This is a genomic window from Vibrio gallaecicus (assembly GCF_024347495.1).
Classification (GTDB): domain Bacteria; phylum Pseudomonadota; class Gammaproteobacteria; order Enterobacterales; family Vibrionaceae; genus Vibrio; species Vibrio gallaecicus.
In genome coordinates this window covers 184535-202204 of the sequence record NZ_AP025490.1, presented here as the reverse complement: position 1 = coordinate 202204, position 17670 = coordinate 184535, and the positions used below count along the sequence as shown (strand labels likewise).

The 17670-nt window shown below is 41.7% G+C and carries 19 protein-coding genes; 7 read left to right on the top strand and 12 right to left on the bottom strand.

Annotation, left to right across the window (positions count from 1 at the left end; all coding sequences use genetic code 11):
* Window positions 1–30 precede the first annotated feature (30 nt).
* From OCU78_RS00890 to OCU78_RS00880, 3 genes are read right to left on the bottom strand one after another with little or no spacing between them, the layout of a single operon-like run.
* Complete coding sequence (locus OCU78_RS00890) at window positions 31–1866, bottom strand: DUF3413 domain-containing protein (RefSeq protein ID WP_137374006.1); 1836 nt, start codon at window positions 1864–1866, stop codon at window positions 31–33.
* Window positions 1867–1881: 15 nt separating this feature from the next.
* Window positions 1882–2616 (bottom strand): 3-deoxy-D-manno-octulosonic acid kinase, encoded by a 735-nt coding sequence (locus tag OCU78_RS00885; RefSeq protein ID WP_137374005.1) that lies wholly within the window; start codon window positions 2614–2616, stop codon window positions 1882–1884.
* A 10-nt stretch (window positions 2617–2626) separates the two neighbouring features.
* Window positions 2627–3004 (bottom strand): diacylglycerol kinase, encoded by a 378-nt coding sequence (locus OCU78_RS00880; protein ID WP_137374004.1) that lies wholly within the window; start codon window positions 3002–3004, stop codon window positions 2627–2629.
* A gap of 105 nt (window positions 3005–3109) precedes the next feature.
* Between OCU78_RS00880 and OCU78_RS00875 the strand changes: the two genes are divergently transcribed.
* Window positions 3110–4168, top strand: a complete 1059-nt coding sequence (locus OCU78_RS00875) for a glycosyltransferase family 9 protein (protein ID WP_137374003.1) — start codon at window positions 3110–3112, stop codon at window positions 4166–4168.
* Complete coding sequence (locus OCU78_RS00870) at window positions 4158–4946, top strand: glycosyltransferase family 2 protein (protein ID WP_137374002.1); 789 nt, start codon at window positions 4158–4160, stop codon at window positions 4944–4946. The genes OCU78_RS00875 and OCU78_RS00870 overlap by 11 nt, the downstream gene beginning before the upstream one ends.
* Here the strand turns inward: OCU78_RS00870 and OCU78_RS00865 are convergent.
* Window positions 4915–5949, bottom strand: coding sequence for a glycosyltransferase family 9 protein (locus OCU78_RS00865; RefSeq protein ID WP_137374001.1), 1035 nt, complete (start codon window positions 5947–5949; stop codon window positions 4915–4917). The genes OCU78_RS00870 and OCU78_RS00865 overlap by 32 nt on opposite strands.
* A gap of 105 nt (window positions 5950–6054) precedes the next feature.
* Between OCU78_RS00865 and coaD the strand changes: the two genes are divergently transcribed.
* Window positions 6055–6549 (top strand): pantetheine-phosphate adenylyltransferase, encoded by a 495-nt coding sequence (coaD, locus tag OCU78_RS00860; protein ID WP_137374000.1) that lies wholly within the window; start codon window positions 6055–6057, stop codon window positions 6547–6549.
* Window positions 6550–6623: 74 nt separating this feature from the next.
* On the opposite strand, the gene OCU78_RS00855 is transcribed toward coaD, so the two are convergent.
* The 6 genes from OCU78_RS00855 to radC all read right to left on the bottom strand — a co-directional run bounded on the left by OCU78_RS00855 (window position 6624) and on the right by radC (window position 11654).
* Window positions 6624–8606, bottom strand: coding sequence for an LTA synthase family protein (locus tag OCU78_RS00855; RefSeq protein ID WP_137373999.1), 1983 nt, complete (start codon window positions 8604–8606; stop codon window positions 6624–6626).
* Between the two features lie 122 nt (window positions 8607–8728).
* Entirely contained in the window at window positions 8729–9538 is an 810-nt protein-coding gene (mutM, locus tag OCU78_RS00850; RefSeq protein WP_137373998.1) for a bifunctional DNA-formamidopyrimidine glycosylase/DNA-(apurinic or apyrimidinic site) lyase, read from the bottom strand.
* A 58-nt stretch (window positions 9539–9596) separates the two neighbouring features.
* Window positions 9597–10085: a hypothetical protein gene (locus OCU78_RS00845; RefSeq protein WP_137373997.1), complete on the bottom strand. Its 489-nt coding sequence runs from the start codon at window positions 10083–10085 to the stop codon at window positions 9597–9599.
* A 184-nt stretch (window positions 10086–10269) separates the two neighbouring features.
* The gene (rpmG, locus tag OCU78_RS00840) at window positions 10270–10437 is read right to left on the bottom strand and encodes a 50S ribosomal protein L33 (protein ID WP_002535344.1); all 168 of its coding nucleotides are present in this window, start codon (window positions 10435–10437) and stop codon (window positions 10270–10272) included.
* Window positions 10438–10450: 13 nt separating this feature from the next.
* Window positions 10451–10687, bottom strand: a complete 237-nt coding sequence (gene rpmB, locus OCU78_RS00835; protein WP_004728407.1) for a 50S ribosomal protein L28 — start codon at window positions 10685–10687, stop codon at window positions 10451–10453.
* Between the two features lie 292 nt (window positions 10688–10979).
* The gene (gene radC / locus OCU78_RS00830) at window positions 10980–11654 is read right to left on the bottom strand and encodes a RadC family protein (protein WP_137373996.1); all 675 of its coding nucleotides are present in this window, start codon (window positions 11652–11654) and stop codon (window positions 10980–10982) included.
* 271 nt (window positions 11655–11925) lie between these two features.
* Here radC and coaBC point away from each other — a divergent pair, with 271 nt between their 5' ends.
* The 3 genes from coaBC (at window position 11926) to lpxL (ending at window position 14849) form a co-directional block, all read left to right on the top strand.
* On the top strand, window positions 11926–13167 hold the full coding sequence (coaBC, locus tag OCU78_RS00825; RefSeq protein ID WP_137373995.1) for a bifunctional phosphopantothenoylcysteine decarboxylase/phosphopantothenate--cysteine ligase CoaBC: 1242 nt from the start codon (window positions 11926–11928) through the stop codon (window positions 13165–13167).
* Between the two features lie 111 nt (window positions 13168–13278).
* Window positions 13279–13869: a nucleoid occlusion factor SlmA gene (gene slmA, locus OCU78_RS00820; protein WP_137373994.1), complete on the top strand. Its 591-nt coding sequence runs from the start codon at window positions 13279–13281 to the stop codon at window positions 13867–13869.
* 14 nt (window positions 13870–13883) lie between these two features.
* On the top strand, window positions 13884–14849 hold the full coding sequence (gene lpxL, locus OCU78_RS00815; protein ID WP_137373993.1) for an LpxL/LpxP family Kdo(2)-lipid IV(A) lauroyl/palmitoleoyl acyltransferase: 966 nt from the start codon (window positions 13884–13886) through the stop codon (window positions 14847–14849).
* A 157-nt stretch (window positions 14850–15006) separates the two neighbouring features.
* On the opposite strand, the gene pyrE is transcribed toward lpxL, so the two are convergent.
* Together pyrE and rph are read right to left on the bottom strand one after the other, a co-directional pair.
* A complete protein-coding gene (gene pyrE / locus OCU78_RS00810; RefSeq protein WP_137373992.1) occupies window positions 15007–15648 on the bottom strand; it encodes an orotate phosphoribosyltransferase in 642 nt (213 codons plus the stop codon).
* Window positions 15649–15756: 108 nt separating this feature from the next.
* Window positions 15757–16473 (bottom strand): ribonuclease PH, encoded by a 717-nt coding sequence (gene rph / locus OCU78_RS00805; protein ID WP_137373991.1) that lies wholly within the window; start codon window positions 16471–16473, stop codon window positions 15757–15759.
* A gap of 185 nt (window positions 16474–16658) precedes the next feature.
* On the opposite strand from rph, the gene OCU78_RS00800 reads away from it, so the two are divergent.
* Entirely contained in the window at window positions 16659–17525 is an 867-nt protein-coding gene (locus OCU78_RS00800) for a YicC/YloC family endoribonuclease (protein WP_137373990.1), read from the top strand.
* Window positions 17526–17670: the final 145 nt, after the last annotated feature.

Genomic DNA, 17670 nt, shown 5'->3' with positions numbered 1-17670 from the left:
AATGGCTTCGATTAAGAAGCCATTTTTATTTTACTTATTAAAACGACTAATTTGCTCTAGTGCTTCTTGTAGGTGAACAAAATTCGGCTGTTGGTCTTTTACTTGGCGATTCGTCTTATCCATAAACTGATACTGCCCACCAGCGCCAACTTCTAGGATATTGTCATCAGTGATTACCGCATAGCCACTATAACTAGAAGAGATAACCCAGTTTCTATCTACAGGCTCACCCAGTAAATCTTCACCAACAGAGTAATCTTTAATATCACTCGTCACGCCTAAGTAGTTTTTCATCAGAGTTGGAACCACATCTTCATGAGACGTGAGGCTATCAACATCCCAACTGATGCTATCAGGAGAAATTCCAGGTCCAAAAATAGCAAACGGCACCTTAACTTGAGCATCCGTAAAGTTACTATTGTGTCCCCAGAAGTTAAGCTTATTGTCATTCATCTCTTGGCCATGGTCACCAGTAATGATCACCACGGTATTATCTAGATCACCGCTTTTTTTCAATGTATCTAAAACCTGAGTAGCGACACTATCAACATAGCGAACACTGGTTTTATAACGATTAAAGAATGGGGTTGGATCCGTTTCATTATTCAACTTCAAGTAATTAACAACTTGCAGCATCGGCTCGTATCTAGGCTCAAAACCTTTAGGGAAGTCATAGCCATGTGGAGCATCATAAAACAGGAATGAGAATGCAGGTTTTGACTGATCGCGAGTGCCATACCATTCAAGCCAATCTTTTGTTAAGTCGGCATCAAGGGCAGAAGGACGATTACCTTTGGAGCCATTACGGAGATTTTCAATATTGGTAAAGACGGTTTGATTAAATTCAGGCTTCTTCAACTGAGCGGCTGTAAAAATACCCAGTTCATAGTCAAGCTCTTGAAGGCGATCAATAAACACTGGGCTTTGCTGGTTAGCTAAGAAGCCGTGCCAATAAGTACCAGGTAAACCATAAAACAGCCCAAAAATACCAGTACGTGTGGAGTTACCTGTCGCCATGTGATTATTCAATACCACACCAGATTGAGCGTATTCCCACATTTTAGGCGTGTTATCTGCATTGAACGTATCGTAGCGCCATGAATCAACCACTAGGAACATGATGTTTAATGGCTTCTGCACCACTTCTTTTTGTAATGGAGCAAGAGGATAATTTAGGTCACTCTTACGGTTCATCGTTAAAGCTTTTTGACGAGCGATCGCTTCTTCATCGATCCAGCCACGTTTTTTCATCATGCTGTTTGATGTCGCCGGGTAAAACAAAGGTAAGTAACGCTTCACCATAGTCACAGGCTGGTACGCATGAGCCGCAGCCCAGATATGGATACCGTTGGTTGCGAGTAAAGATAAGAAGGTTACAAATGCGAACTTACGACCTAACTTTAGTTTACGAACTGGAGCATCATTTTCTAGCCAGCGGATAAGCAACCATTGCCCAGCAATTAACGCTGCAACACCACCAAGTACCATTACCCAAGTCACAAGAGGGAAGCTAACAATTTGCCCCGACATGACTAAGTCAAGAACGACAGCATTAATATGAAAGCGATATTGAGCAAAGACGATCGTATCTATAAATAATGTGGCAATCCCTATTGAAGCGATTAAACACTGAATACTATTGCGAAGGTTTTTAGGCAAAAATATGCTAGGTAAAGAAATTAAACCTATTAATGCTGCAATTAAGGTCATTTGACCAAAAGTACCAACAAGAATAAAAATAATACCTAGAGGTTCTGATGGGAATTCCGGCAAAAATGCAAAGTAACGACTAGCAATACCGATCGCAAGTAGCGCATTAACTAGAATAAACCAGCCATGTACATGCAACCTTTGTTTCAAAGACATATTAATTTCCTAAATCTAACTTTCTTTTGATGCAGACTGCGCTGCTAAAAAATCATCGTAACCAGCCAAGAGGTGAGCAAACTCTGACTCTTGCCAGTGAATTTGTCGCTTTCCAACTTCTTTAATAAATGAACGCTTTAATCGAGATAAGTTTTTGGTTTTCCATTCATCCCCGGTTTGCTGGCTGCATTTATCAAAATCGATAATCCAAACCTTGCACGCGGAATCTAATAGAATGTTATGGATATTCAGATCAGTGTGATTGACTTGAGCTGCATGCATTTGAGCAACTTGCGCCCCGATAGTTCGATAAACATCCGATGAAAGGCTGTTTTTTTCCAGTACCGCAACAAGGTCTTGAGCATTAGCTATTTTTTCACTGAGCAAGTCTGCACGGTAAAATACACCTGTTTTAAGCGCACGAGCAGCAAGGGGTTTTGGCACATTAACACCGGCTTCATCCAAGCGTTTAAGCAACATAAACTCTTGATGGCTGCGAGTCCTCTCCCACCCAGTGAACCAGTAATTATCTTTTACGATTTTGCCAAATAACCCACCGCGACGGTAATGTCTTAAAGCGGCTGCGATTAATTCAGTTTGTATGAACCAAGTCGTTCCCCGACCTTGTGCACTGCCAATAACTTTACCTTCTTGATGCCAATATTCGGCATCAAACACGCGCTCTATTGGCTCTTTGACTAACGCTTCATCAAACCAAATCGCTTGGTCTTTTTTGATTATTTGCTTCATTACTCAGTCATTACCAATAATAGCTTAGTAAGATATACGCCCACGAAAAGCCCGCAAAAGTGAGAGCCACCAATACTGCAGCAGAACCGATATCTTTTGCGCGCCCACTTAATTCATGATGCTCAACCCCTACACGATCAACTACCGCTTCAATCGCCGAATTGATCAATTCAACAATCAATACTAAGACCACAACACCAAGCATAATGATTCGTTCAACTACGGTGACATCAAGCCAGCACAGCAAACCAATCGCAATAACAAGTAAACACAACTCTTGGCGAATAGCGGCTTCATGCTTAAACGCAGCCTTCAAACCTTGAATAGAGTAACCTGTTGCTTTAATAACTCGTTTTATTCCGGTGTTACCTGGTTTTCCTGATGACATAGTCGATAATCTTAAGTTGGGGGCTCTAGAACATAATGAGTGCCATTTTACATTTATCGAGACTGTCTGCATAATCTTAGCGAATTAATTTTAAGAGCTTCAACTATGCCTCTCTTTTCTAAAGCGCCTAAATCTCTCTGCTTTTTGCGCTTATCTGCAATTGGTGATGTCTGTCATGCCGTTTCGGCAATACAAGCCGTACAACGCCATTGGCCAGAAACTAAAATTACATGGATCATAGGAAAAGTAGAAGCTCAGCTCTTAGATGGCTTAGAAAATGTTGAATTAATCGTCTTCGATAAAAAATCTGGTTTTCAGGGAATGAAATCAGTTTGGGCGCAACTTAAAGGTCAAAACTTTGATGCTTTAATCCACATGCAGTTAGCCTTAAGGGCAAGCCTTCTTACGCTAGGTATTAAAGCTCAATATAAAGTTGGTTTTAATTTTAAACGAGCCAAAGAAGCACAATGGTTATTTACCAATAAAAAAATAACCGACACACAATCTCAGCATGTACTTGATAGTTTTTATGCTTTTATTGAGTATTTAGGCGTACCAAAGTCACCCCCTACGTGGTCAATGCCTATTTCGCAAAATGATTATGCCTTTGCAGAACAAACCATTGCCAACAAACCCACATTAGTAGTCAGCCCTGCCGCCAGCAAAGATGAGCGGAACTGGATAACTGAACGCTATGCCCAATTTGCAGATTATGTCATTGAACATGGCTACCAAGTGATCATTTGCGGGTCGCCAGCAGAACGAGAGAAAGTATTAGCGGAAGAGATTCAAAAGCAAATGACTCATACCGCAATCAACCTCGTTGGCAAAACTAATTTAAAACAACTAACAGCGATTTTGCATCGAGCAGACGTTGTTCTTGCTCCTGACTCTGGTCCTGCACATTTAGCAACCACACAAGGTACGCCAGTTATTGGACTATATGCTCATAGCAACCCCAAACGTACTGGTCCTTATAATAACTTGCAGCATGTTGTGAGCGTATATGAGCAACATGCAGAAGAGCAGCATGGAAAGCCTGTTTCACAGTTATCATGGAGCACTCGAGTCAAAGGTGAACATGTTATGGCAGATATTTCATTTGATGCCGTAGTCCAATCATTTAATTCCATTACACAAGGTAAACAGCTTAATGCAAACTAATTCAAAGCCCACTCTCGCTGTCGCACTCATTGTTAAAAATGAGGCTCAAAACCTTGATGCATGTTTAAAAACCGTGGCTGATTGGGTAGATGAAATTGTAGTTCTTGATTCTGGCAGCACAGATGAAACCGAAGCTGTTGCTCGTCAATATACTGAAAAATTCCATACCAATATTGATTGGCCTGGGTTTGGTCCACAAAGACGAATCGCACAACAATATGTTGAGTCAGATTTTGTTCTTTGGCTTGATGCCGATGAACGTATCACGCCTGAATTACAAAGCAGCATCCAAGCCGCCGTTGCTAAGAATGAACCAAATACCCTCTATAATATTTGTCGATTAAGCTGGGTGTTTGGCCGATATATCCGCCATTGTGGTTGGTACCCAGATCGCGTTGTTCGCTTATATCCAACGAAGCTTACTCAATATGACGGCTCGCTAGTCCATGAGAAAGTGGAAACCACTTCAGACATGCAAGTAAAAGAGTTATCGGGTGATGCCATCCATTATACCTATAACGACTTACACCACTATTTGGTTAAGTCTGCAGGTTACGCTAAAGCATGGGCTGAACAGAGAGAGAAGCGCGGTAAAAAAAGCAGCATTTTAGAAGGTATGGTTCATGCCCTCGCGTGCTTTGTGAAGATGTATATCGTTAAAGCGGGCTTTTTAGATGGTAAGCAAGGGTTCTTGTTATCTGTATTATCAGCGCATTCCACACTTGTGAAATACGCTGACCTTTGGATTAGGACAAGTACTGAGAAGCCCAAGGATTAAGTGTCTCTAGAGTCGTATCTACATTGATACGGCTCATATCCGCTTCCTGTTCAGCACCGCCGCCTTTCGGTGGACAAAACGCTAAATGGCGACCTTCTGAATTCAGTGGCAACCAACGAAGTGGTGTTGAAGACCGCTTGCTCGGGAAGAAGCCAACCGTTGGTACATCAAGAGTAGCAGCAATATGTAAAGGACCTGTCGACCCAGCCATAAACAGATCAGCGCAAGCAATTGAACGAGTAAAATCGACTAGCCCATCGTTTTTTGCATAAACTACTCCAGAGCCACCTTTCTTTTCAACCAGCTCCAACAATTGAACCGCTTTTTCTTCTTCACCCGGTCCTGCCGTCACAACCAACTCATAGCCTGTATTCATACCAACTAGAAGGTCAGAGTATTGATCTAAAGATAAATTATTAGCAGAACCACCAGTGCCTGCATGTACAAAGACCCATGGTTTTTTATGAGAGAGACCAAGATTAGCGACTAGCTTCTGCTTTTGCTCAAGCAAGTCTTTCTCATCGAATGTTAAATATGGCGTACCAGGTTCAACAACGGTGCAATTGTGATCTTTCAAGAATGCACGTATCAAATCTAAATTGTATTGATATTCTGGTTTAACAGATTGAGATCGCTTTTGCTTAATTCTGTGATTATAAAAAATTTGAGCAATCTTAGTCGCAGGAGCAAGGCGATATTTAATTCCTGCTTTCCAAACTAGTAAAGCGTTATACGTCGTTGAGAATAGGTTAATAGACGCATCAAATTGACCGGCTTTAATATCGGCAATCAACTGCTTTTGTTTCGATTTATCCGCTTTCGCTGTGCAATCAACAATCACCTCGTCAATCCAAGGACATAGCTTCGCAAGCTGCACCGTGTAATTGGGAACTAAAGCTGTAATATGACAATCAGGCATAGATTGCTTGAGCATGGCAAAGCTTGGCCAAGCCAACATGAAATCGCCAATTTTATCGTTTCTGATCACTAATATTTTTTTCATTTCAGTATTCGCTGTCTACTTTTCTCTCACTATCATACCTACTTAAATAGTTAAATAAGAGTGCTTTTGATAGCATGGTGGAAACTAACTTTTTGAGAAAACACTGTGTCTAATAAAATCATTTCTCGCGTCGTCTACCCTGGCACTTTTGATCCATTAACTAACGGGCATTTAGATTTAATTGAACGTGCTTCAAAAATGTTTGATGAAGTGATTATTGCTGTTGCTGCTAGTCCAAGCAAACAAACCATGTTTACACTTGAAGAGCGTGTGAACTTTTGCAAAGAAGTGACTCAGCATTTAGACAATGTATCAGCACAAGGCTTTAGTGGTCTCATGGTTGATTTCGCTAAGCAGGTTAATGCAAATATACTGATTCGTGGGCTGCGAACTACTGTTGATTTCGAATATGAGTTTGGTCTAACCAATATGTATAAACGCTTAATGCCCTCTCTCGAAAGCGTATTTTTAACCCCAGCTGAAGAGTACGCATTTATTTCTTCAACGATTGTTAGAGAAGTGGCTATACACGGTGGAGACGTTACTCCTTTTGTTCCTGAAATTATTGCCGACGCATTACACGGTAAAAAAAGCGTTTAACGGCTTCACATGAGAGTTTCATTTCCTTCTGAAACTCTCATAACCTACACCAGTTAAATAACCAATCTCAAAAATTACTGCTTAATAATTTGCGAACGTAAGTAATAGTTTTGAAGCTTTCTATATTCACTTCCCCATTCTGGTTCTTCATTTAATTCAGACTGAGGATTAGACAACAGCTCGCTATGCTCATTCCATGAATACAACTGTTCAGGGTTTGCATTACTGTACGCACCAGACTCTTTTATCGTCCTTGAATTATTGTACCCAATATTACTAATACCTTTCGCAGACAATAAATTTTCTCCACCCAATGAGATATAACTCTGATCCGATAAACTGAAACTGTACAACGTTGGGAAAATATCACGGTGTGAACCAATTCTTGTACGATCAAATGAGTATTCAGTATTTTTTAAAATGCTATCTGGTACATACATATAAAGTGGAACACCAAAAGTTAAACCAAACTCATCTTTACTGTCGGTTGTTAGATAACGCATACGGTGATCGCCTGATGCCGCAATAACCGTTTTATCTCCAAGAACAGACGCTTTGATCCCCTTAACAAAAGCCCCCAAAGAGTCGCTTGAGTATTGGTACACTTTGAGTAAGTCTTCACCTTGATCTTGCATAGGACCCAATAAAGTATTCAGTCTTTCACTTACTTTGACTGGTTGCGCTTGGTAATAATCCGGCGCTCTGAATGGAGAGTGGTTGGTCACTGTCATAATGTAGACCATCAGCGGCTTATTCGATTCATCCAGCAACTTACGTGCAAATTTGAACGTATATTCATCAGGTACACCCCAAGTATCGGCATCCTCTTCAGCATCAGGAAAAGCTTTTTTAATACTATTTTCATCGTAAACCTTATCAAAACCTTGGCGAGGCAAGTAGTTCGATAAATTCCGCCACATACTGTTTCCGCCATAAATAAATACGACGTCGTACCCAGCTTCTTTATAAGGCAATACCGCAGAGCTTGGTAAGACTTTTTTCTGCGCACTAGAATGACTAATGGTTGGAATATCACTATGAAATAACATCATCACAATGCTATCTATCGTAGCGGAAGTGCCAGCCATAAAGCGTTTAAAAACAAAGTCACTCTCAAACCCTTCTCTTAACGAACCCAAAAGATCATTGGTCTCTTTATCATCTTCAATCAAGATGTTATTGCCCATGCCTTCCATTAAAGCCATCACAACATGAGGGGGGTTATCAGCTAAGTAATCATTCTTAGGTGTTTGGTAAACTGGGGTTGGTTGACCGAGTACTTTCACCATCTGAGCTTCAACCGCTTCATCAGAGATAGGCTCAAACTTCGACTGTTTTTTATAATCACTTTTTGCCCAGTCCAATGCCATAAAAGCATTTGGCGTAACAATATTTAGAACCTTATATTGAGAAACGTTAGCATGGTAACGCTTTAATGGAAGTGACCCGACAGAGCCCCGAGCCGCGACCACATATACAGCAATAGCAACAATGACAGACACAATTGTGATTGCCCAATGGCGAGAACTGAACTGCCATTTGGAAGATATTTTTAATAGATATCGAGATGATATATAAGCAGATATGGCAATACAGAGAGCCGTAAAGAATGAGCGTAATATAGGAAAATCCGCCCATGCGTTGCTGAGTACCGCTTTAGTATCATCGTCTACTAAGCCAAAAACAAACACATCAAAATAGCTGCCGTAAGTGACGTAATAGTAATAGTTGGCAATCGAGACACCCGCGAGTAAGAAAAAAATCACTCCGCTATAGGCGGGAATAACACGAATAAATCGACTGAATATTTTTGAAAAAGAAGCAGTAAATAGACCAAACAAGAAGATTGGAGCAAAGGCAATCGCAACAATTTTTAAGTCAAAACGCGCACCAACAAAAAAAGCACGCCATACATCGGAACTCAGCCCAGTTAGCTGAGATACTTCGACAGCTTGTATAAAGAACAAAGCGCGGGCAAGAAATAAAAGTAAAACACCACTAAGGATGTGTATTAAGGTAATGCGGCTCAAAGAGCGATAGTTATGCGAAAAAATCATCTGCTGGTACTTAAAAATTATAGTTATTTTTCTGATGTGGAATAGTATTCACGAATCATCAGGCGGTCGTTTGTTTTAATCGAGGCTTATGCTGGCTGAAGCTTATTACAATCTATGCCTCTCTACTTTTGGCACTCACCACAAAAGAAGGTATTTCGTTGCCCGATTTTCTGCTCTTCTATCCGAGATTGGCAATTAGGGCATTCTTTTCCCGCTTTACCATACACTTGTAGCTCTTGAGCAAAATACCCGGGCTTGCCGTCCGCCTGTGCAAAATCTTTTAAAGTCGTCCCACCTTGTTCAATAGCAGTCGCCAGTACAGACTTTATATTTTCCGTTAATGCTTGCCACTCGGTGAGACTCACTTTATTTGCAGGGCGCAGAGGATGAATTCGAGAAGTAAACAAAGCTTCGTTAGCGTAAATATTGCCAACCCCTACTACTACTTTGTTATCCATGATGAACTGTTTTAGTGCCAGTGTCCGTTTCTTTGCTTTTTCAGCAATATATTGAGCATTAAAGTCATCAGTTAACGGTTCAGGTCCAGAGCCCTCAAGTACCTTATGACTTTCACCAGGAGCGCACCATAACCAAGCTCCGAAACGACGAGGATCGTTATAACGTAAAATTTTTCCATTCGTTAATTTGAGATCCACATGATCATGCTTTGCCGCTGGGAAGTCAGCATCAAGTACTCGAAGTGATCCAGACATACCCAAATGCACAATAGCAGTACCAGCATTGGTTTCAATCAGCAGATATTTTGCTCTGCGGGAAATAGATTGAATGGTTTCACCTTCAAGGCGTTTTAGCTCAGCTGGTATATCCCAACGTAATTTAGGAGTGCGGAAAGTCAATGACTGAATCATTTGCCCGACTAAGTGAGGGCTAATCCCCATTCGGCTGACTTCGACTTCTGGTAACTCAGGCATAAAAATCCTTTATAAATGTCGTAAACGTAAAATTGGTACTTAAAGCGCTTCTAGGTAGTTAACTTTTAAGGGGAGTGGGAGATAAATATTCTTCCGCAACTGAAATGGCGATCCACTTACCCTGCCAATTCTTCAATAACCAAAAGTCCGGTAATTGGTAATAAGTGATTCTATGAGGCTCTTCTTGATCTTGGTACCACACTTCTACAGTTTGAGGCTGACCTAACTTCTCTCCCAAAGTCTGATACGTTTCCTCATCAATTTCCGTCCCTACGACACTTTTCCAGCGACTGATTAACTCATTTGCACCAATAGGTAAACGAACAGAGCTTGGTCTAACTTGCCACTGATCATTGCTTTGTTCGATGGAGAATGAAGGAAAGTGCATAGATTGAAGGTCAAGTGACGGACTAAGCAGGTAAGGGTAAGCGCTCTCTTCCGGTTCAATAAGATAGGTTTTAATGATGGCAGGCAGGTTAAGCACACCGATAAATGCAACCACACATAACATTAAGATGTTGTTCCATTTACGTCCGCGGTATCTCATTGTTCATTCTCTATGTCCAAATTTTGTGCTCTATCGATTATATCCTTGATTGACACATATCGCTAACTTGGCTGAAACCCGAAACTTCACTTAGATCTCGAATTTTAGATATAAAAAAACCCAGCCAAAAGCTGGGTTTTTAATTTTACTCTTCTACTAAAAGAAGAGGCAAAGGAGCTATCAATTACTTGATTTTAGCTTCTTTGTACATAACGTGCTGGCGAACTACTGGATCAAACTTTTTGATCTCAAATTTACCTGGCATGTTACGCTTGTTCTTGTCAGTTGTGTAGAAGTGACCAGTTCCAGCAGAAGATACTAGACGGATTTTCTCACGAATGCCTTTAGCCATTGCTTAATTCCTCTTAAACGTTTTCGCCACGTGCACGGATATCAACAAGAACAGCATCGATGCCTTTCTTATCAATAATACGCATGCCTTTAGCAGTTAGACGTAGTTTAACAAAACGTTTTTCGCTCTCTACCCAGAAACGGTGAGTTTGTAGGTTCGGCAGAAAACGACGCTTGGTAGCATTGCGTGCGTGTGAACGGTTGTTACCCGTTACTGGACGCTTACCAGTTACTTGACATACTCGGGACATGAATGTCTCTCCAAATCGTTTCAGCTCGATATCAACCTTGGTGGCCGAACCTCTCTATCAATTCTGAAAATAGAGGTAAAAACCATAATGGAAAATCCATTCAAGGCTATCAAAGGTCGCGTATTATACTAACTTGACATGCATTGCTCAAGACCCGAACAGATCCTTTTTAAGGATTTCGTGATCTTTTTTTGAACAGAGCAGCTATTTGAGTAATCAGAGCTGATTTAAGGTTCTAAAATGTGGTCGGGATGATAGCAGATTTCTATCAACTAACAAGCCATAATGTGATTCAAATCCACCCTCTTTCTGCAAAAGACACAACTTCACCATCTCCAACAACAAAATGGTCAAGGATTTGTATGTCTACCAACCCTAAAGCATCACTTAATCTACGGGTAATTCTTCGGTCTGCATTGCTAGGCTCTGCAACGCCTGAAGGATGGTTATGCGCTAAAATTAAAGACGCCGCATTATGATATAAAGCGCGTTTGACTACTTCTCTTGGATAAACCGATGCAGCATCAATCGTCCCTTCAAATAAAACTTCGTCTTTTATTACTCGGTTTTGATTATCTAAAAATAGAATATAGAAGGCTTCTCGCTGTCGATCACGTAAAACACTCGATAAATACAACTTTGTGTGGCTAGGACTCGTAAGAGCATCTCCTCGAGTTAAGGTTTCTGCCAGATACCGCTGAGTCATTTCTAAAACAGCCTGCAATTGCACATATTTGGCTTGCCCCATCCCTTTATGAAAACAGAACTCTTCTTCACTCGCTGAGAACAGCTTCCTCAATGATCCAAAATCATTAATCAGTTGGTCCGCGAGCTCAAGAACATTCATCCCTTGAGTACCCGTCCTTAAAAAAATCGCGAGAAGTTCAGCATCACTTAAAGATTCAGGTCCTCGTGCAAGTAACTTTTCTCTGGGCATCGACTCTTTGGGCAGACTTTTTAATAACATAATAGATAAATGCACTCAGTAGATGGAATGAAAGATGAAGAAGAAAGGTCTTATTATGTGAATCAGACTACAAACACACTTTAATAAGATCTTTGAACTCAGCATTTTTATTCCACCGATCTAACATGCCGATGTAATTGACTATTTTATTAGACACTATTTGATGATCGTCAAAGGTTGTTGATTGATGCACAGAGAGCCAAAGCATTGCTCTGGGAACACAAGCGTTACTCTGATATCGTAAGTCGCAGAAAATTTAAGGAATAAAAGCATGCAAAAATTGGGTAATGAACAGAGCCTGGCAGGGAAAAAAATACTGCTCGGTATTAGTGGTGGTATCGCAGCTTACAAATGTGCAGAGCTGACACGTCGTCTTATTGAACGCGGCGCTCAAGTGCAAGTCGTCATGACTCACGCAGCGAAAGAGTTTATTACCCCATTAACCATGCAAGCCGTTTCTGGCAGACCAGTATCAGACAGCTTACTTGATCCTGCTGCTGAAGCATCAATGGGGCATATCGAGTTAGCCAAGTGGGCTGATCTCGTTCTTCTCGCGCCTGCCACCGCGGATTTAATTGCGCGCATGGCTGCAGGTATGGGCAATGATTTATTAACCACATTAGTACTTGCCAGTGATGCGCCGATTGCCGTATCACCTGCAATGAATCAGCAAATGTACAGTCACCCAGCAACGCAAGAAAATATTCAGACTTTATCTCGCCGTGGGTGCCTGATTTGGGGACCAGCAGCAGGCGAACAGGCATGTGGTGATGTGGGCATGGGTCGTATGCTTGAGCCAATGCAACTGGTTGGTTTATGTGAAAGCTTTTTCCAGCCAAAACTACTAGCCGGGCGTTCTGTCTTAATCACAGCAGGTCCGACTCGTGAAGCCATCGATCCAGTACGCTATATTACGAACCATAGTTCAGGAAAAATGGGCTATGCCATTGCTGATGCCGCAGCCAAATTAGGTGCACAAGTGACTTTAGTTAGCGGCCCTGTTGCTTTAAGCGCACCCAATGGCGTTCAGCGAATTGATGTTGAAAGCGCGCAAGACATGTTTGATGCTACAACCAGTAATGCAAACTCACACGATATTTTCATCAGCTGTGCTGCTGTTGCAGATTACCGCCCCGATGTGATTGCTAAGCAAAAAATCAAGAAAACGGATGCAAATAATGACATGAGCATCCACATGGTGAAGAACCCAGATATCGTAGCAACCATTGCGGCAATGACAGAAAACCGCCCTTTCACCGTTGGCTTTGCGGCTGAAACCCAAGACGTTGAGCATTACGCTCGTGGGAAGTTACAAAAGAAAAATCTAGACATGATTTGCGCTAATGATGTGTCTGTTGAAGGGCAAGGTTTTAACAGTAGTGATAATGCTCTGTATTTATATTGGAAAGATACTGACAAATGGGAAGCGGGAGAAAAGTCCTTACCATTAGACAGTAAACAAGCGTTAGGCTTTCAAATTTTAGAACAAATTCAAAAACTCTCGTCCCTTTAGGTCTTTACGGCTACACATCACTCGATTCTGTTCCTAGTAAGTAGAAGCGGAATCGATTGATGTTTATAATCCCCACTCTCAAACCTCATATCTAGCAAAGGAAGTAAATAGATGGCTGGTACTCGAAAATCAAACCGTCGTGAGGAAATCCTTCAAGCTCTAGCACATATGCTCGAATCAGCAGAAGGCGCTTCTCGCATTACAACGGCTAAGCTGGCTAAACAAGTTGGTGTATCAGAAGCTGCTCTCTATCGACACTTCCCAAGTAAAGCTCGCATGTTTGAAGGGTTAATCGAATTCATTGAAGAGGCATTAATGTCTCGTATTAATCGAATTCTTGATGAAGAAAAGGACACGTTAGAACGCATTAGACTTGTTCTACAACTCATTCTTGTCTTCTCTGAGCGTAACCCTGGCTTAACTCGAATTCTTTCTGGGCATGCGCTTATGTTTGAAAATGAAAGACTGCGCGAGCGCATTAACCAATTATTCGAACGTATTGAAACTCAGCTAAGGCAAATACTTCGAGAGAGAAAGATCCGTGAAGGCAAGGCATTCCCTGTTGATGAAAAAATTCTTGCAACACAACTGTTAGGTCAAGTGGAAGGCAGCTTAAACCGCTTTGTACGTTCAGATTTCAAATACCCGCCAACTGCAAACTTTGAAGAATACTGGGCACTGTTGAGTGCTCAAATCAAATAAAAATAGTGAGACTTATGACGAATAAAACAGCCGGACAGTACGTTATTACCAAGCCCACTTTTACCTTGTCTCTTCTACACCCAAAAAATTGGGGCGTTTGGCTTGGTTTCGGTTTGCTGGCTTTGGTCGTCAATATGCTGCCCTACCCTGTTCTACTCTTCATAGGGCAAAAGCTCGGCAGCCTTGGGGCTAAATTCGGAAAGAAAAGAGTCGCAATCACGGCTCGAAATCTAGAACTGGCCTTTCCTGATAAACCTGAGGAAGAAGTTAGCACACTCGTTGCTGAAAACTTTAAGAACACTGGGCTTGCATTAATAGAAACTGGAATCGCTTGGTTCTGGCCAACATGGCGCTTAAAACGCATTCTAGTCGACAAAAACACACAAGCCCTACGAGATAATTGTGCAAAAGGAAAAGGCACACTACTTTGCTGTGTGCATGCACTCAACTTGGAAATTACAGCTCGTGGGTTTGCTGTCTTAGGTATTCCTGGGCTTGGGGTTTATCGCCCGCACAATAACCCTGCTTATGAATTTATCCAATATCGTGGACGTACTCAGAATGGCAACCGACTGGTCCATCGTAAAGATGTGAAGCGGATGATTAAGATCCTACGTAAAAACGAGGTGCTTTTCTATCTGCCCGACCATGACTACGGTCGTAATAAATCTGTCTTTGTTCCATTTTTTGCCGTGCCTAATGCCTGTACCACCACAGGTACCAGTATTCTAGCTTACGTGAGTAAGTGCGCGCTGATACCGGGTTCTGGATTTAGAAACTCTGAAGGGAAGTATGAGCTTATCGCAGAAGAGTCCATTGAAGGTAACTACCCACAAAAAGATGAAAAAGCCGCAGCGGCTTACATGAATCGCTACTTAGAAAAGACGATTTTAAGAGCTCCAGAACAATGGATGTGGATACACAAGCGTTATAAAACGATGGAAGATCCAAGCCAACCAAAAGATACGCTCTACAAGTAAGAGCTTAATGGCTTTCAGGCATTAAACTACTCATAAATCAAAAATTCCGAAAATCAAAAGGGCTGATAGATAACTATCAGCCCTTTTCTATATAAAGCATCCTACTACAACGAGAACTGTCTTACTTATTGCCCATTGCTTTGAGCATGATTAAGAACTAAATACCATATTCAGCACGATACGCTTTAACCGCTTCAAGGTTAGCTGCATCTGTACCTTTCTCTTCAAGGAAGGTAACAAGGTCAGTCAGACTAACAATTGAAATGATAGCGCAGCCAAAGTCACGTTCAACTTCCTGAATTGCAGACAGCTCACCTTTACCTTTCTCTTGGCGGTCAATCGCAACAAGAACACCAGCCAAATCAGCACCGTTAGCTTGGATAATTTCCATAGACTCACGAATTGCAGTACCGGCTGTAATAACGTCATCCACCAGCATGATACGGCCTTTAAGCTCGCTACCGACTAGGTTGCCACCTTCACCGTGGTTTTTCGCTTCTTTACGGTTAAAGCAGTAAGGCGTGTCTACATCGTGGTGATCAGCCAAAGCAACAGCAGTCGTTGTCGCAATTGGGATGCCTTTGTATGCAGGACCAAACAGTACATCGAATTCAATACCTGAATCAGCCAATGCTGCCGCGTAGAAACGACCTAGACGCGCTAAATCACGACCTGTATTAAACAATCCAGCATTGAAGAAGTAAGGGCTCTTACGGCCAGACTTTAAAGTAAACTCACCAAACTTAAGTACTTCTTTTTCTAGTGCAAATTCAATAAATTCACGTTGATATGCTTTCATGTTCTTCCTCTACGGTTATTCAATAAAACTTAACTTACGCTCTGCATTACCCTTTCGGGTTTTACAGACAAAAAAATAGCCCCTTATGAAAGGAGCTATTAAAAATGATTAGTCGGCCAACGCGGCTTTCTGAGCGACGACGATATCGGCAATACCCTTATTTGCCAGGGCTAAAAGCTGCATCAGCTCTTCGTGGCTAAACGGTTCGCCTTCTGCGGTGCCTTGAATCTCAATCATCTTACCGTCTTCCGTCATTACAACGTTCATGTCGGTATCTGCTGCTGAATCTTCTACATACTCTAAATCACACAAAGCCTCTTGCTTAACAATGCCTACTGAAACAGCCGCAACATGGCCTTTCATTGGGTTTTTCTTAAGCTTACCTTTTTCGATTAAGCTTTGAATCGCATCCGCTAAAGCAACGCTTGCACCAGAAATAGAAGCAGTACGAGTGCCGCCATCCGCTTGGATAACATCACAATCAACAGTGATCATTATTTCCCCCATCGCTTTTAAATCGACAACAGCGCGTAGGCTACGAGCGATCAAGCGTTGGATTTCCATAGTACGACCGCCTTGCTTACCGCTCGCCGCTTCACGACGGTTACGAGTGTGCGTTGCACGTGGCAGCATGCCGTATTCAGCCGTTACCCAGCCTTTACCTTGGCCTTTCAGCCAGCGAGGAACATTTTCTTCCACAGAGGCATTACATAAAACTTTGGTATTACCAAACTCTACTAATACAGAACCTTCAGCATAAGCTGTGTAGTTACGAGTAATTTTAATTGGACGAATTTGATCTACAGCGCGGTCATTTGGACGCATTAGCATCTACCTTGTTATCTATGTAAAGAATGGGGGTGAGACGGATTTTATTGGGGCAGGATTATATAGGAAAAGAACCTCTGTGGCGAGTAGGCATCAACAGCCTCACCTTCGTTTTCCTCACTAGTTTATGTGCTACTATTGCCGCGCGTTATTTTCAGAATGATAAAAGACAGGAAAATTCGATGATTTATAGTATGACGGCTTACGCACGTAAAGAAGTGAAAGGCGATTGGGGCAGCGCAGTATGGGAAATCCGTAGTGTGAACCAGCGTTACCTAGAAACTTACTTCCGTATGCCAGAACAATTCCGTGGTTTAGAGCCAATTTTACGTGAGCGTTTCCGTAAACGCCTAGCGCGCGGAAAAGTAGAATGTAATCTACGTTTTGAAGCAAACCCTGCGGCGAAAGGTGAACTAAGCATTAATGAAGGTTTGGCTCAGCAAGTAATCAATGCCGCTAACCAAGTGATGTCGATGACTGGTGAAGAAAGCCGCCTAAACCCATTCCAAATCATGAACTGGCCTGGCGTAATGGAAACACCAGAGCAAAACATGGATGCGATTAACAAAGATTTATTGAATGCATTTAACGATGCAATTGGTGAGTTTATTGATGCTCGTGGTCGTGAAGGCGACAACATGAAAGTTCTGATTGAGCAACGTTTAGAAGCAATTACTGAAGAAGTCGTGAAAGTACGTGCTCGTATGCCTGAAATTCTAGAATGGCAACGTGAACGTCTGATCAATAAGTTTGAAGAAGCTAAAGTAGAACTTGAAGGTTCTCGCGTAGAACAAGAGCTTATCTTATTGGCTCAAAAGTCAGATGTTGCGGAAGAGCTTGATCGCTTAGACTCTCACGTAAAAGAAGCGAATGCAGTGCTTAAGAAAGGCGGCGCATGTGGCCGTAAACTTGATTTCATGATGCAAGAGTTCAACCGTGAATCTAACACGCTAGCATCTAAGTCTATCAGCACTGATATCACAGCATCAGGTGTTGAACTGAAAGTACTTATCGAACAGATGCGTGAACAGATCCAGAATATTGAGTAATCACTAACTCATTTATTCCAATTAAATAAAAAGCCTCTGAATTTCAAAGGCTTTTTTATGCAAGCTATTCAAGAACTAAACAAAGTTCGAGCTAATTATCCAGCTCTAATTAATCGAGCTCCAGTAAGCATAGATCTAATTAACT